The sequence below is a fragment of the Micromonospora echinaurantiaca genome, from assembly GCF_900090235.1.
In the GTDB taxonomy this organism is placed as follows: Bacteria; Actinomycetota; Actinomycetes; order Mycobacteriales; family Micromonosporaceae; genus Micromonospora; species Micromonospora echinaurantiaca.
In genome coordinates, this window is record NZ_LT607750.1 from 4855854 (window position 1) to 4869837 (window position 13984).

The following is a 13984-nucleotide window of genomic DNA, read 5'->3' on the forward strand; positions in this document are numbered from 1 at the left end:
TCGTGGGCTGTGCTGGGTGTCGGAGGACCGTCGGGTGGGCCGCGGAGCCCGCTCAGGCGGTGATCAGGGTGCCGATCTTCTCGCCCGCCACGGCACGGATGATGGTGTCGTCGCCCTGCGCGCCGAAGACCAGCATCGGCAGGCCGTTCTCCATGCAGAGGCTGAACGCGGCGGCGTCGGCGACCCGGAGGTTGCGCTGCAGCACCTCGGAGAAGGTGACCGAGTCGAACTTGCTGGCGGTCGGGTCGACCCGGGGGTCGGCGGTGTAGACGCCGTCGACGCCGTTCTTGCTCATCAGCACCACGTCGGCGCGGATCTCCAGCGCGCGCTGGGCGGCCACCGTGTCGGTGGAGAAGTACGGCATCCCGGCGCCCGCGCCGAAGATCACCACGCGGCCCTTCTCCAGGTGCCGGATCGCGCGCAGCGGGATGTACGGCTCGGCGACCTGGGCCATCGTGATCGCGCTCTGCACGCGGGTCTCGATGCCCTCCTTCTCCAGGAAGTCCTGCAACGCGAGGCAGTTCATCACCGTGCCGAGCATGCCCATGTAGTCGGCCCGGGCCCGGTCCATGCCGCGCTTCTGCAACTCGGCGCCGCGGAAGAAGTTGCCGCCGCCGACCACCACGGAGACCTGCACGCCGCGGCGGGCCACGGTGGCGATCTGCCGGGCGACGGCCTGTACGACGTCCGGGTCGACCCCGACCGCGCCACCGCCGAACACCTCGCCGGAGAGCTTCAGCACCACCCGGCGGGCACGGCCGGGAGGCGGCGCCGTCGGATCGTCCGCCGCCAGCGTCCGGTCACTCACAACCTGCGTCATCCGCCCCGCCCTTTCCCACGCGCGCGCCCCGTGCGCCGCATACCGCGAACCTGCCGCTGCCGACCCTATGTGACAAGGAGGCCGCGGTGCCTGTCACGTACACCGGCGGCCTCCTCGTCGACGTTCCTGCCCACGGGCGCGTCGCGCCCGATCAGGCGACTCAGGCCTGGCCGACCTCGAACCGCACGAAGCGGGTGACCTCGATGCCGGCCTCGGCCAGCATCTGCTTCACCGTCTTCTTGTTGTCGGCCACCGACGCCTGCTCGATCAGGACGTAGTCCTTGAAGAAGGCGTTGACCCGACCCTCGACGATCTTCGGCAGCGCCGCCTCGGGCTTGTTCTCCTCGCGGGCGGTCTGCTCGGCGATGCGCCGCTCCGACTCGACCACGTCGGCCGGCACCTCGTCGCGGGTGAGGTACTTCGGCCGCATCGCCGCGATCTGCATGGCGACCGCCCGGGCGTCCGAGTCCGACGCCTCGTCGTCCGGGGTCGACCGGCCGGCGCTCGCCGCGGCGGTGGTGTACTCCACCAGCACGCCGACGGCCGGCGGCAGGTCCTGGCTCTTGCGGTGCAGGTAGACCGCGGTGGTGCCGTCGACCTTGGCGAACCGGTTGAGCACCAGCTTCTCGCCGATCTTGGCGGACTGCTCCTGGATCAGGTCGGCGACGGTCTTGCCGTCCAGCTCGCTCGCCAGCAGCTCCTCGGCGTTGGTCACGCCGGTGCGCGCGCCGTGCTCGACCAGCTGCTGTGCGAGCGCGATGAAGGCGTCGGTCTTGGCGACGAAGTCGGTCTCGCAGTTCAGCTCGAGCAGCGCCTTGTCGGAGTGCGCGATCAGCCCGTTGGCGGCGGTACGACCGGCACGCTTGCCGACGTCCTTGGCGCCCTTGACGCGCAGGATCTCGATGGCCTTGTCGAAGTCGCCCTCGGCCTCGGTCAGCGCCTTCTTGCTGTCCATCATGCCGGCGCCGGTGAGGTCGCGGAGCTTCTTGACGTCCGCGGCGGTGAATTGGGACATGGCTCTCTCTTCGGTGTTGAGACGGCGTGTGGATGGTCAGAGGTGCCGGTTACCCGGATCCGGGCCGGATGTGCCCGGTGGGCCCGTCGCCACCCCGCCATCCGCCGAAACGGACGACGGGGCGGCGACGGTGCGCCTCACTCCGCGGCGGCGGCGGCCGGCTGCTCCGGCTGGTCCTCGGCCTTCTTCGGCTCCTCGAGCAGCTCACGCTCCCACTCGGCGAGCGGCTCGTCGGCGGCCACGCCCGGCTCCGGCTTCTCGTCGGTGCCCCGGCGGCGGCCGGAACGAGCGATCAGGCCGTCCGCGACGGCGGCGGCGACGACCTTGGTCAGCAGCTCGGCCGAGCGGATCGCGTCGTCGTTGCCCGGGATCGGGAAGTCGACCTCGTCCGGGTCACAGTTGGTGTCGAGCACGGCGATCACCGGGATGCCCAGCTTGCGGGCCTCGTCGACGGCGATGTGCTCCTTCTTGGTGTCGACCACCCAGATCGCGGCCGGGAGCTTCTGCATGTCCCGCAGGCCACCGAGGGTGCGGGACAGCTTCTCCTTCTCGCGGGAGAGCTGCAGGGTCTCCTTCTTGGTGTAGCCGGCGGCGGTGCCGCTCAGGTCACCGAGGGCCTCCAGCTCCTTCATCCGCTGCAGCCGCTTGTACACGGTCTGGAAGTTGGTCAGCATGCCGCCGAGCCAACGGTGGTTGACGTACGGCTGGCCGACCCGGGTCGCCTGCTCGGCGATCGCCTCCTGGGCCTGCTTCTTGGTGCCGACGAAGAGGATGCTGCCACCCTCGGCGACGGTGCCGCGCACGAAGTCGTAGGCCTTCTCGATGTAGTCGAGGGTCTGGCGCAGGTCGATGATGTAGATACCGTTGCGCTCGGTGAAGATGAAGCGCTTCATCTTCGGGTTCCAGCGCCGGGTCTGGTGCCCGAAGTGGACACCGCTCTCCAGCAGCTGGCGCATGGTCACGACGGCCATGGTGGGGTACTCCTTGCGTCCCTGGTTGTCCCGCCCGGCCGGCGGCCGGGCGTCCTGGCGCCCGGTCGCCGGCCATGGCGGGCCCGACCAAGATCGGGACCAGGGAGGCCGTCGCCCCACGACGGCTCGTGGAGAGGGCGCGCGAGGTCGACCGCGCGAGGCGGTCGCCAGTCGACCAGTGTACGCCCCTTCCCCGCCCGACGACCCCGGGGTGCGCGCGGCACCGGCCGGACGGTCAGTTCGCGGCGAGAGCGGCGGCGACGAAGAGCACCAGGCCGACCGTCAAGTACGCCGTCGGCGGGCGCAGCCAGCCCCGGCCCCCGTCCGCCAGCGCCAGCCCACCGGTGCGCAGCCCGTAGAGACCGACCGCGAAGATCGGCAGGCCGCAGACCAGGAACGTGCCGACGACCACGTCGGCGGCCGACACCGGATCACCCGTCACGCCGGTGAGCAGCACCCGCAGCGCGGGGATCTCGAAGACCGCCACCAGCACCGCGAAGAGCACAGCCAGCGCCGGCCGGCGGGTCCGGTAGACGCCGTCGCCGACCGGCACTCCCGGGCCGACCGCCGGCGGGTAGGCCAGCGGTTCGCCGCGCGGACCGACCGACGGCATCGGCCCGGTCGGCATCTCCAGCGGGTGCGGCGCCTCCGGGACCGGGCTGGCCGGCTGCGCCGGATGCGTCGGCTCGGCCCCCCGTCCGGGCGCCTCCCCGGAGCGGGCCGGCTCGGTCGCGCGGGCGGGCTCGACGATCGGATACCCGGCCAGCGGGGCCGGCCGCATCGGGTCAGCACCCGCACCGGGCAGCGGGGCCGGCCGCATCGGGCCGGCATCGGCGGCACCGGCACCGGTCGACGGGTCCGTGGCGAGCATGGCGGGCGTGGCGGGTGTGGCGCTGTCGCGCGATTCCCAGGCGGCCCGACGGCCCGGACGGTCGCCGGGCAGCTCACCGGAGGTCTCCACCGGGTCCGGTTCCGCCCGGCCCGAGCGGCCCGTCCGGTATCCGTCCGGCTCGCCCCGGCTGTCCCCCCGCGGGTCGACGGCGGCGTACCGTCCCGGGTCCACCGCGGCGAACCGCCCCGAGTCGGGCTCCGCCCCGAAGCGACCGGAGTCCTGCTCCGCCCTCAACCGCCCGGAGTCTGGGTCTACCGGGAAGCGTCCGCTGTCCGGCTGGACGAAGCGCCCGGTGTCGGGTTCCGCCCCGAAGCGACCGTTGTCCGGGTCGGCGCCGAAGCGACCGGGGTCTCCGTTACGGCCAGCGAGGTCGGCGTACCGGCCCGCCTCGGCGGCCCGCTGCTCCGGCGGTCGGAACTCGTCGTCCCGGTACCGCGGCCCGGCCGCCGCACGCCAGTCCGCTTCGCCGTAGCCGCGCTCCGCTTCACCGGAATACCAGCGCGGCTCCTGATCTTCGGCAGAACTCCGTCGTCCGTCCACGTCCGGCACCGTATGTGACCCGTCGGGCAGGCGCCATTCGCCCCCCGGCCAGGCATTCCACCTGCTCGGCCACCACCGCACTCCAAGATCGTCTGATGGTCAGCAGGTGCGGGTGAGCCGCTCTGTCCTGCTCAGCAGCAGACGATCATGGGCGGCCCGGCAACGCTGAGCGGGGGGCCGGACGGCGTGGCCATAGCACGGCGGGGGCATGATCGTCCGTTCGTCCACAGCCGCTCCCGCTGTCCACAGCCTGCCGGTTCGGGGCGGCGGGTACGGCCCGGTCCGCGGGACCGTGCCGGCATGACGATGCGGAACCAGGCGGTCGGCGCGTACGGCGAGCGCTGCGCGGTGCGGCACCTCATCGAGGCGGGGCTGCGCCCGGTGGCCCGGAACTGGCGCTGCCCCGCCGGGGAGATCGACATCATCGCCTGGGACGGGCCGGTACTCGCGTTCTGCGAGGTGAAGACCCGGGGCACGGGCGAGTTCGGCACCCCGGCCGAGGCGGTCGTCCCGGCCAAGGCCCGCCGGTTGCGCGGCCTGGCCGCCCGGTGGCTGGCCGAGACCGGCACCACCGCCGACGAGGTCCGCTTCGACGTGATCGCGGTACGGCTCGGCGACGCCGGGGCGGCCCGGGTGGAGCACCTGAAGGGGGCGTTCTGAGATGCCTGACGTGAGCGGGTGGTGCGGTCCGGCGGGCGGTCGGGGTGGCGCCGACGGGAGAGGAGTGCCGGCATGAGCTACGCCAAGGTGCTCTGTGTGGGGCTGGTCGGGGTGACCGGGCACCTCGTCGAGGTGGAGGCCGACCTCGCGCCCGGCCTGCCAGCGGTGGTGATCTCCGGCCTGCCGGACACCGCCTTGCACGAGGCCCGGGACCGGGTCCGGGCGGCCGTGGTCAACTCCGGCCAGCGTTGGCCGAACCGGCGGATCACCCTCAACCTGCTGCCCGCCACCCTGCCGAAGTTCGGTTCGGCGTTCGACCTGGCCATCGCGGCGGCCTTGCTGGGCGGCTCCGGCGAGCTGCCGCTACTCCCGCTGGAGCGGGTGGTGGTCCTCGGTGAACTGGGACTCGACGGCACGGTCCGGCCGGTGCGCGGCGTGCTGCCGATGGTCGCGGCGGCGGCCCGGGCCGGCGTCGACCGGGTGATCGTGCCGGCCGACAACGCCGCCGAGGCGGCGGTCATCCCCGGGATCCGGGTCCGCGCGGTGGACACCCTGCACCGGTTGGTCAGCTTCGTCCGCGACGGCGAGCCGCTGATCGAACCGGCCGCCGACGAGCCACCGCCGGCCGGGGAGGGCCCCGATCTGGCCGAGGTCGCCGGGCAGGAGCTGGGCCGGCGGGCGCTGGAGGTGGCGGCGGCCGGCGGCCACCACCTCGCGCTGCTCGGGCCGCCCGGAGCCGGCAAGACCATGCTCGCCGAGCGGCTGCCGTCGATCCTCCCCGAACTGGACGACGCGGACGCGTTGGAGGTCACGGCACTGCACTCGATCGCCGGACTGCTGCCGGCGGGCGGCCGGCTGATCCGCCGCCCGCCGTTCCAGGCGCCGCACCACAGCGCCACCGTGCCGTCGCTGGTCGGCGGCGGCTCGGGGCTGGCCCGCCCGGGCGCGGTGTCGCTGGCCCACCGAGGGGTGCTCTTCCTTGACGACGCGAAGTCAAACCTTTGACGCCGCCCCCCTGCTCACCTACCCTGCCCAAGCATCCAGTGGCAGGGGGAAACGTGGGCAGAGTTCTCGGCGTGATCCGGCTCTCTCGGGAGCGCGAAGAGTCGACCTCGGTCGCACGGCAGCGCGCGTACATCACGGCATGGGCTGAGCAGAACGGACACACGATCGCTGGGTGGGCCGAGGACGAAGGCGTGAGCGGCAGCGTTCCGCCGTGGGAGCGCCCGCAGCTCGGCGAGTGGCTGCCAACCAGCCTCGGCGGCAGGGCAGACGTCGCCCGGTTCGACATCCTCTGCGCCTGGCGGTTGGACCGGGTGTCCCGCCGGGTGCTGCACCTCGCCGCACTGATGGACTGGTGCAAGAGCACGGGCCGGGCCATCGTGTCGACCTCGGAAGGGTTCGACATCAACTCCCCGATGGGTGCGGTGTTCGTCAACATCCTTGCCGCGCTGGCGGAAGGCGAACTTGAAGCGATCCGGGAACGTGCCCGGTCATCGTTCGCCCACCTGATGAAGCAGGGTCGCTGGCGCGGTGGGTTCGTGCCGTACGGGTACCGGGCCGTCAAGGCTGAGACCGGCCAGGGTTGGCGGTTGGAGATCGACCCAGAGACCAGCAAGGTTGCGCGGGAGATCGTGCGCCGGATCATCGCCGGGGAGTCGGCCAACTCGGTTGTGCGCTGGCTCAATGAGACAGCCACGCCGAGCCCGCTCGACGCTCAGCGGGTACGCGCCGGGAAGGCAACGACCGGCACCGAGTGGCGCGTGGCCAACCTGCTCAAGATGCTGCGCTCTCACACCCTGCTCGGGTACGCCGAGATGACCGAGACTCGCACTCGGCCGGACGGCACCAGGGAGACGTTCGCTCGGCTGGTCCGTGGCGAGGATGGGTTGCCGTTGCAGCGTGCCGAGCCGGTCGTGAGCGCTGCCCAGTGGGAGCAGCTACAGGAAGCGTTGCGGAAGAACGCCAACCCGAAAGCAGGCAACCGAGTCGGCGGCTCTCCCCTGCTGCGCGTGGCGTACTGCGAGTGCGGGGAACCCCTGTACCGCAACCGAGGACGGCACGGCATGTACTACCGCTGCGGTCTGCGTGCCCGCGCTGGCCGGAACTGTCCCGAGGGCATGACCTCGATCCCCGCTCACGTCCTGGAGCAGATCACCGAACAGACCTTCCTACTCGTGGCCGGCGACCTGGAGGTGATGCGCCGGGTGTTCGTCTCCGGATCGGACCATGCCGCCGAACTCGCCGACGTAGAAGAGTCCCTTGCCGAGTTGCGGGAGCACCTCACCGCCGGTCTGTTCCGTGGCGAGCGAGGCAAGGCAGAGTTTGCCCAGATGTACAGCGCGTTGGAGGCTCGCCGGGAAGCGTTGGAGGCGTTGCCGTCCAAGCCGGATCGGTGGGAGTTGGAGCCGACCGGGCAGACGTACCGGGAGCGGTGGGCGACGCTGACCACGGCAGCGGAACGCAACCGGGAGATGCGGGAAGCCGGGCTCAAGGTGATCGTGTACGCGCTCCCCTCGGATGAAGAGTTGGAAGCGATGAACGATCCCGATGAGTACAAGCGGGTGCGCGTGATCATCCCCGAGGATCTGATGGAGCGGGTGCAGGCGAACGCAGCCAAGGCAGCCTGAGCGTCGCCTGCCGCCGGATCGAGCGTGCCGGTAGCGATGTGAACGGTTGGTAGCCTGCCAGCACCGGACAACCGTCGATCCCCTGGCAGGCATCGTGACTACCGCCGAAAAGATCAACATTGGCATTGCGCTTGTCGCTGCGCTCGGTGTCGGCGCACTGGTTAAGTCATGGGTAGATCACCTGTTGAACCGGCGAACCAGAAGGGTCGACATCGCTGACAAGTCAGTGCAAATCGCCGAGGCGATGATGTCCCGGATGGAGAGCGAGCTATCTCGCGCTCAAGAGGCGCTCGCCAAGGCGCAGCAGGAAAGCGATGAGCTGCGCGCAACGCTGGCAGAGACCAAGACAGCCAAGGGGAAGCTCAGCGAGCAGTTGCAAGAAATGAAGAACTCCCTGCGAGGGGTAGATACCCAGATCACGCATGCAAGTACTGCGATCAGCGGGATGCAAGGCGAGGTTCACCATTTCCGGATCAATGCCGCTGGACTGAAAGACCTCGCCCGTCGGGGCCGGTTGGCGTACACGCCGGAAGCCGAAGAGACGTGGAAGCGTCTGAGGCAGGCCAGCAACGCTGGGCAGGAGCCCGCTCCCGGCTCTGCGGGCGATGTGGCCGCCGGCTCCGCGCGAGATGTCGCCGATGATCTGGGTAGCGCACGCGAGCGTTGACCTCGGGGTGGGTGGGGGTATGACCCCCTGAGCAGGGATCTCCCTACCGCCGAGTCTTAGTCGCGGCCATCGGGCCACCGTCCCAGAGTCGACCGTGACCGGGCCCACGGACCCCCGCGCAGGGCCGATCTACGGGGGTTGCTCGGGAGGATCGCCGGGCATGCCGACCCCCAGGGTGTGAGGTGCCGAGAAATTCGGGAGCACCCCGAGGGGGTCGACGTGACATCGGCGGATCTACCGCAGGCCGGCTCGCTTCATCGCGCGGTGGTTGGCCTGCCGGCAACGATCGCCGCAGAACTCCCGCACGTACGCCCGATCCTCGGGCAGCGGCTCGGCGCACCAGCCGCAGAGACCCTGTTGCCAGCGCCGGATGCGCTCGGCATCGGTTGGGATCACGCTGCCACCCCCTCAACCTGGTCGCGGGTCGCCATGAACAGGGCAACGTGAGCGAGGGACGGACCACCCTCGGGCACCCTGCGGTGCGCGTTGTCGAACCGCTTGTGACAGGGGCGGCACATCGGCGAGTAGTGGTCAGGGTTGGTGCTGTACGGCTTGCGCGCCTCGCGACCCTTGATCATCGCTCGCTCGTCGTAGTCGGCATGCGAGTAGGCCCAGTCCTCGGCCTGGTTCCCGCAGCGGCAGGTGTAGAGGCTGGCGCTGCCTCGCTGAGCCTTCACGCGGTTGTGTGCGCCGTCGTACGTGAGCAGTTCCCGTCGCCGACTGTCCGGGTGGTTGGCCCGGTCGGCGCAGTTGGTCGTGATGCCGTTGGCAACGTTGTTGATCTGCAACGCCTTGACGTTCCCGCACTCGCAGCGGAACAGGGCCCGAGGGTCGCCGCTGGCGCTTGACTCGATCCGCTCGACCAAGGTCAGACTCCCGTACACGTTGCCCGGCTTGTGCTTCTGCCGGCTCGGCATGGTCGCAGCCCGAGGGGTCGGGACGTAGGCGCGCTGATGCTTGGCCTTGCCCTGGCAGATCTTCCCGCAGTAGCGCGGGGCGGGTCCCCGCTTGCCCGCAGGCTTGGGCGGGATGGGTCCGCCGCAGTGCTGGCAGGTCCGGTTGTCGATGTTCACTGTCTCTGTCTCCTGTTCGTCAGATAGGCCCGCGCGCCTTGCGCAGCGAGCCGTAGAGCCCCGATCCGCGGAGCGGGGTGGGTTGGTGCCGGTCCTGCTCTCAGCAGCCGTCAGAGGCTTGATGCGCAGCGGTGATCTCGCGTTGCTGGCGTCGCGCCCAGCGGTTCCGGTGGTAGTCGGTGCAGAACTTGGATGCCCTGCCGCTCTTGATCGGCACAGGCTTGCCGCAGTCGAGACACGCCGGACCGTCGCTCGGCTCCTGGCCGATGAGTAGCCCGAGGTGCCCGTGGTGCCGCCAGCGTCGCCAGTGCGTCTGGCAGAGCCCTCGGGCTCGGTGTGGTCGGGTGCAGTGCTCGACCAGGCACCCCCGGTCGGTGTGTTCGTTGTTCGCCATGTCATGTCCGCAGAGGGAAGGGGAGAGCAGGTGCGGACCTACCTGCCCTCCCCGTTGTCCCTCGGTCAGCCAGCCACCTGGGCGGCAGCCTCAACCCTGACCACCAACCGAACCTCGGTCTTGTGCGCCCGGTTGCTGAACTCCTGCCCCGGCTTGGCGTCCTCGACGGTCCCGTTGCGGCTCATCACGCGGGCGGCCTTGATCCGGCCGACGCCAGCGGCGAACTCATCGACCAGGGCGGCAACCGCAGCGTCGGTGTACTCGGCGACCTGGTCGGGCCGGTAGTGCTTGGTGGTCAGGTTGATCTCGGCCCGGATGGTGCGGCTCACCTTGTCGCCATCGCGAACCTGCTTGGTGACGCTGCACTCGCCGAGCGTCCAGTTGATCCGGTTGACGGTCATGTCGTAGAGCGGGTTGCCGCTGTCGTGCTTGACCGTGCCGCCCCGGCGAGCGATCGACTGAGCAAGGGTGCTGGCCAGATCCTCGACGTGCCGAGCGTTGATCTCCTCGGGCAGCGTCGGCAGGCTCGGCTTGAGGTTGGTGATGTCGACCGTCACCGAGACGCCCTCGGGGCTGAGGCTGGCGAGTCCCTGCACCTGGTCGGCGACACGCTCACGGTCGACGGCAGCCAGACCAGCCAGGATCGCCCCGCCGTCGATGGTCGCCCGGTTGGGGGTGATCACCCGCAGGTTGACCCGACCGGACATCAGGCCGGTCGACTGGTTGACCTTCGTCGCGTTCGACTGCGACAGGTACACCCCCGGCTCGCTCGGCTTGTCGGTGGTCACCCTGACCTGCATGCCGTAAAGACCGAACGCGAACCCGTCAGCCTCGATGCGCTCGGCGAGCCAGCGAGCGAGCGTCGGGTTGTCGATCGCCTCGGCCTTGTCCAGCTCCCGTTCGGCGGCCGGGACCGCACGCTTGGCAGCCTCGATCAGGTAGCCGAGACGGGCGATCTCAGCCTCGGCCGTCAGCAGGTCGAGAGCCGACACGCTCTCATCGCCTCGGGTCAGTCGGCCGACCAGCTCGGCGTGAGTCTCCTCGGCGGTCTCCTGTGCGGCCTCGCGGGTGGCGAGCAGGGCCCGAGCCTCGGCCAGCTTGGCGGCAGCGGTCTCGGTGGCGGTAGCGGTGCGGGCGGTGGTGTTCTTGCGGGCGGTAGCCACGGTGGTTGTTCTCCGTTCTTGGGTGGCGCCCCATGTCGGGGCATGAAAAAAGGCCGGCAGGTAGCCGGCCCGAGGGATGGATGGTGCCTGTTCGGTTGTTCGTGCGCTGGTGCCGCTCAGCGCAAGCGGGAACGCCTCGCCTCGCCGGTCACTGCCCGGCTCCCAGCGCGACGGCAGCGGACCAGTAGACCGCGCTGTACGACGGGCACTCGGGACGGTTGGCGCGGATCGTGGCCTTGTCGGTGGAGCGCAGCTCCATCACCACACCGGGCAGGCCGGCGAGGTAGTCAGGCAGCACGTAACCCCAGCGGTCGATCAGGTCCCGGTGGTTCGGCATGGGCGGCTCGTTGTCCTGAGCGAACGTGACGATGGTCAGCCGCTGAATCATCCGCCCGTTCGCGGTCCAGGAAGCGGCGCGGGGACGAACCCTGATCAGCGGCAGGGACTCAGCCGGGGGGAGGTGGTCACCCCGCTTGATCGCCGTCGCCTCGACAGTGAAGCAGTCACCGTAGGCGTTATACAACACGCGGGTCACCAGGGCGGGAACGATCATCATGTCGGCATCCCACTCCCTGGCGGGACGGATGCGACGGGAGCGGGGGCGGTAGGTCTCACGGTTCACAGTCGGTTGGTTTCTCCTGTTCGGGGTTGCGGGTGGTCAGTAGTTGGCGGCCCGAGCGGCTGCCTCGGCTTCCCGGTAGAGCGAGGTAGCCCGGCTCAGCGCCTCGGTCGCCTCGGCGATGTCGGCAGGGGTGGACTCGGGGTCAGCCATGATCCGGGCGAGCCTCGCAGCGGCATCGGACTTGGCATCGTGGGCGAGCGCCCAACGCTGGTGGGCGAGGTTGCGTGCCGCCTCGCGTTCCCGCTTGCCCTGCTTCGGGCTGCTCACTGGTCACCCCGGATGCGCCGCACAGCGGCAGTCGCGTCGGCGAGCAACCGGCGAGCGATGGCAACCGCCTCCATCGCGTCGCCGATGTCCTGCTGAGTGCCGGTGGCGTAGGCACGGACCAACCGACGCTCGGCCTCGGTCTGCCGATCGAACGCAGCGGCGTAGAACAGCTCGGCCAGGTCGAGAGCGTCGATGTCGTCGGTGGGTCCGGTGATGGTGAGGGGAAGAACGATCGGGGTCACGGTGAGGGGTCTCCGTTCATGGGTGATGGCCGGCTCTCGCCGGCCCCATCGGTTGATCGGGTGTGCTGTCGTGCCGTCGATGCCCGCTCACGCGGGCCCATCGGGTGACCTGATCTGTTGCTTGCTCTCGCCGCCGCATCAGTCCCGCAGGGACGGCCGTCGCGCAGCCGCACGGGGCAGCCGGCCCGTACCGGGCCGATCAGGGCAGGTCGCGACCGAGCGTCAGTCGCTCTCCGAGGCAGGCATGCAGGTGGGGGTAGATAGAGATAGAGGCGGTTTGCGTTTCCGCAGGTCAGCCGCTATCCCTGTCCCCCTCACAGGGGGACACTGTCCCCCTCACAGGGGGACAACCGGGCTACGGACGCCAGCAAGGTCCCGGATGTCGATGCCGTGGAACTTGCAGTAGGTGGTTCCCTTGCCGGTCTGAAACAGGGTGTGCGGCAGGATCAGGCAACGGATGCCGGACTCAGGCAGGATCAACCCCATCTGCTTGGCAGCCGCAACCGCCTTGTCGGTCGCCTTGTCTGCCTGCCGGCCGTAGCCGATGCTGAGCGCCTGAGCCAGCTCGCCGGGTCCGAACTCGGCGTGTCCGATCTGGTTGGCGTAGCCGAGCGCAGCGAAGTGGACTCGGAAGGCTCGGGGGTTGATGTTCTCGTCTCTCGCCATGCGGCGGTACTCGGGTTGATGGATCGCACCGAAGTTGCCGGCGAACTTGAAGCGGCTCACCGAGCGACACCCGTACCCACGGCGATGATCATCGCCAGGTTGCGCCGCCAGTAGTCGCGCATGGCGGCAAGCTGCTTGCCGGTGATGTCGCGCGAGCCGTCGCGGTGCCGCTTGCCTCGCCACTGCAAGGTGACCTCGGGCGGACACTCGTTGCAGTAGCCAACTCCCCAGACCAGGAAGTAGTTCACGGCTTGCGCCTCGTCGGCAGTGACGGTCACTCGCCGGCTGTCGGTGTTGGCGATGCGGTCGGCGGTCTCGCACCCGAGGCTCATCAGCCGGTTGTCGGGGTAGATCACGCCGTCTTCGTCTTCGATGGACACTGACTGACTCACCTCCTGGTCGTGGTTGGCCTGCCGCTCTTGCAGGGCAGGCAGGCTGTCAGGTCCCGCTCGCCGGTGATCCGGTCGACGTAGCGGAACAGGTACTCATGCAGTCGCTCCCGGCAGACCGGGCAGCGGTGGTAGATGTGGCGGAACGGCTCGACGGTCACGGGGTGCCGCCTCACTCGCCGCTGAGCAAGCCACGTAGCCGGGCTCGCTGGTCGGGTGTCAGGGGTGGTGCCTCGCTGGCGATGCGCTCGGCGATGCGCCGCAGTTCCTCGCTCAACGGCCGATCTCCCGTGCGTACCGCTCAACCTCGCTGACCGGGTAGAGCACCCTGCCGAGCTGCCGGATGTAGGTCATGGGAGAGCGAGCCTCGCTGCGCTGGTTCCGCAGGGTGCCGACGCTCAGCCCGAGGTGTGCCGCTGCCTCGCGGGCGGTCATGTACTCGGTGCCGTCGATGATGATCACGGGTGGTGTCCTTCCCGCCCGTTGCCGGGCATGGCTCGATGGGGACAGCCGGGATGGCTGCCCCCTGGTGGGTGGTGGTGGTTGATGCCCCGGCATCACTGGTCAGGGCCATGAAAAAGCGCCGCATCCCTGGTGGGACACGGCGTGCGTGGTGGTGCTGGTGGGTGCTCGGTGAGATGCCCTCACTATTGAGTCCGGCTCAGCTCGGCGTTCTGGCGGGCATCGTGACTGGGGTCACTTCCCGTCGCCTGGTCGCCTGCTCGGCGGGGTCTCGCTCAACCCCTCACTATTGAGTCGGTCCCAGGTCGGCGTTTTGGCGGAACCTGTGACCGGGGTCACGCGGGCCGCCTGGTGCGCAGGGGTCTCGCTCAACCCCTCACTACTTATTCGATCTCAGGTCGGCGTCAGGCAACGTCGGCGTGACCGGGGTCACTGGTCGACCTGGTGAGCAGTGGTCTCGCTCGAACCCCTCTACCTAGATATCGCGGGCAGACCGGCGTTTCAGGCGCAA

At 69.9% G+C, this 13984-nt stretch carries 17 protein-coding genes and 1 pseudogene; 4 read left to right on the forward strand and 14 right to left on the reverse strand.

Annotated features, from left to right (window positions below):
• Positions 1 to 52: 52 nt before the first annotated feature.
• From pyrH to GA0070609_RS21745, 4 genes are all read right to left on the reverse strand, one after another.
• The gene (gene pyrH / locus GA0070609_RS21730; RefSeq protein ID WP_088995488.1) at positions 53 to 820 is read right to left on the reverse strand and encodes a UMP kinase; all 768 of its coding nucleotides are present in this window, start codon (positions 818 to 820) and stop codon (positions 53 to 55) included.
• 160 nt (positions 821 to 980) lie between these two features.
• Entirely contained in the window at positions 981 to 1835 is an 855-nt protein-coding gene (gene tsf, locus GA0070609_RS21735) for a translation elongation factor Ts (protein WP_088995489.1), read from the reverse strand.
• A gap of 137 nt (positions 1836 to 1972) precedes the next feature.
• Positions 1973 to 2806 carry a 30S ribosomal protein S2 gene (gene rpsB, locus GA0070609_RS21740; RefSeq protein ID WP_088995490.1) on the reverse strand — a complete coding sequence of 278 codons (834 nt, stop codon included), beginning with the start codon at positions 2804 to 2806 and terminating at the stop codon, positions 1973 to 1975.
• A gap of 235 nt (positions 2807 to 3041) precedes the next feature.
• A complete protein-coding gene (locus GA0070609_RS21745) occupies positions 3042 to 4238 on the reverse strand; it encodes a hypothetical protein (protein ID WP_231928372.1) in 1197 nt (398 codons plus the stop codon).
• A gap of 300 nt (positions 4239 to 4538) precedes the next feature.
• Between GA0070609_RS21745 and GA0070609_RS21750 the strand changes: the two genes are divergently transcribed.
• The 4 genes and pseudogenes from GA0070609_RS21750 to GA0070609_RS21765 all read left to right on the forward strand — a co-directional run bounded on the left by GA0070609_RS21750 (position 4539) and on the right by GA0070609_RS21765 (position 8195).
• Positions 4539 to 4898: a YraN family protein gene (locus tag GA0070609_RS21750; protein WP_088995491.1), complete on the forward strand. Its 360-nt coding sequence runs from the start codon at positions 4539 to 4541 to the stop codon at positions 4896 to 4898.
• A gap of 72 nt (positions 4899 to 4970) precedes the next feature.
• Positions 4971 to 5888: pseudogene (locus tag GA0070609_RS21755) on the forward strand (YifB family Mg chelatase-like AAA ATPase); the annotation flags it as partial.
• A gap of 86 nt (positions 5889 to 5974) precedes the next feature.
• Positions 5975 to 7528 (forward strand): recombinase family protein, encoded by a 1554-nt coding sequence (locus GA0070609_RS21760; RefSeq protein WP_197700176.1) that lies wholly within the window; start codon positions 5975 to 5977, stop codon positions 7526 to 7528.
• 94 nt (positions 7529 to 7622) lie between these two features.
• Complete coding sequence (locus GA0070609_RS21765) at positions 7623 to 8195, forward strand: kinetochore Spc7 family protein (protein WP_157748266.1); 573 nt, start codon at positions 7623 to 7625, stop codon at positions 8193 to 8195.
• A gap of 234 nt (positions 8196 to 8429) precedes the next feature.
• Here the strand turns inward: GA0070609_RS21765 and GA0070609_RS33375 are convergent, their stop codons facing one another.
• From GA0070609_RS33375 to GA0070609_RS21805, 10 genes are all read right to left on the reverse strand, one after another.
• A complete protein-coding gene (locus tag GA0070609_RS33375; protein ID WP_157748267.1) occupies positions 8430 to 8591 on the reverse strand; it encodes a hypothetical protein in 162 nt (53 codons plus the stop codon).
• Complete coding sequence (locus GA0070609_RS21770; RefSeq protein WP_157748268.1) at positions 8588 to 9268, reverse strand: hypothetical protein; 681 nt, start codon at positions 9266 to 9268, stop codon at positions 8588 to 8590. Before GA0070609_RS21770 ends, GA0070609_RS33375 begins: the two co-directional genes overlap by 4 nt.
• A gap of 459 nt (positions 9269 to 9727) precedes the next feature.
• Positions 9728 to 10825 (reverse strand): hypothetical protein, encoded by a 1098-nt coding sequence (locus GA0070609_RS21775; RefSeq protein WP_088995495.1) that lies wholly within the window; start codon positions 10823 to 10825, stop codon positions 9728 to 9730.
• Positions 10826 to 10973: 148 nt separating this feature from the next.
• Entirely contained in the window at positions 10974 to 11381 is a 408-nt protein-coding gene (locus tag GA0070609_RS21780) for a hypothetical protein (RefSeq protein WP_157748269.1), read from the reverse strand.
• Positions 11382 to 11483: 102 nt separating this feature from the next.
• Complete coding sequence (locus tag GA0070609_RS21785; protein ID WP_088995497.1) at positions 11484 to 11714, reverse strand: hypothetical protein; 231 nt, start codon at positions 11712 to 11714, stop codon at positions 11484 to 11486.
• Positions 11711 to 11956 carry a hypothetical protein gene (locus tag GA0070609_RS21790; protein ID WP_088995498.1) on the reverse strand — a complete coding sequence of 82 codons (246 nt, stop codon included), beginning with the start codon at positions 11954 to 11956 and terminating at the stop codon, positions 11711 to 11713. The genes GA0070609_RS21785 and GA0070609_RS21790 overlap by 4 nt, the downstream gene beginning before the upstream one ends.
• A gap of 336 nt (positions 11957 to 12292) precedes the next feature.
• Positions 12293 to 12682, reverse strand: a complete 390-nt coding sequence (locus tag GA0070609_RS21795; protein WP_088995499.1) for a hypothetical protein — start codon at positions 12680 to 12682, stop codon at positions 12293 to 12295.
• A complete protein-coding gene (locus tag GA0070609_RS21800; protein ID WP_088995500.1) occupies positions 12679 to 13002 on the reverse strand; it encodes a hypothetical protein in 324 nt (107 codons plus the stop codon). The genes GA0070609_RS21795 and GA0070609_RS21800 overlap by 4 nt, the downstream gene beginning before the upstream one ends.
• A gap of 8 nt (positions 13003 to 13010) precedes the next feature.
• On the reverse strand, positions 13011 to 13172 hold the full coding sequence (locus tag GA0070609_RS33380) for a hypothetical protein (RefSeq protein ID WP_157748270.1): 162 nt from the start codon (positions 13170 to 13172) through the stop codon (positions 13011 to 13013).
• Between the two features lie 112 nt (positions 13173 to 13284).
• Entirely contained in the window at positions 13285 to 13473 is a 189-nt protein-coding gene (locus GA0070609_RS21805; RefSeq protein ID WP_088995501.1) for a helix-turn-helix domain-containing protein, read from the reverse strand.
• Between the last annotated feature and the right edge of the window lie 511 nt (positions 13474 to 13984).

Excerpts from the sequence above, each read along its gene's own strand:
- pyrH (WP_088995488.1), bottom strand. The coding sequence starts at position 820 with ATGACGCAGGTTGTGAGTGACCGGACGCTGGCGGCGGACGATCCGACG.
- tsf (WP_088995489.1), bottom strand. The coding sequence starts at position 1,835 with ATGTCCCAATTCACCGCCGCGGACGTCAAGAAGCTCCGCGACCTCACC.
- rpsB (WP_088995490.1), bottom strand. The coding sequence starts at position 2,806 with ATGGCCGTCGTGACCATGCGCCAGCTGCTGGAGAGCGGTGTCCACTTC.
- GA0070609_RS21750 (WP_088995491.1), top strand. The coding sequence starts at position 4,539 with ATGACGATGCGGAACCAGGCGGTCGGCGCGTACGGCGAGCGCTGCGCG.
- GA0070609_RS21780 (WP_157748269.1), bottom strand. The coding sequence starts at position 11,381 with ATGATGATCGTTCCCGCCCTGGTGACCCGCGTGTTGTATAACGCCTAC.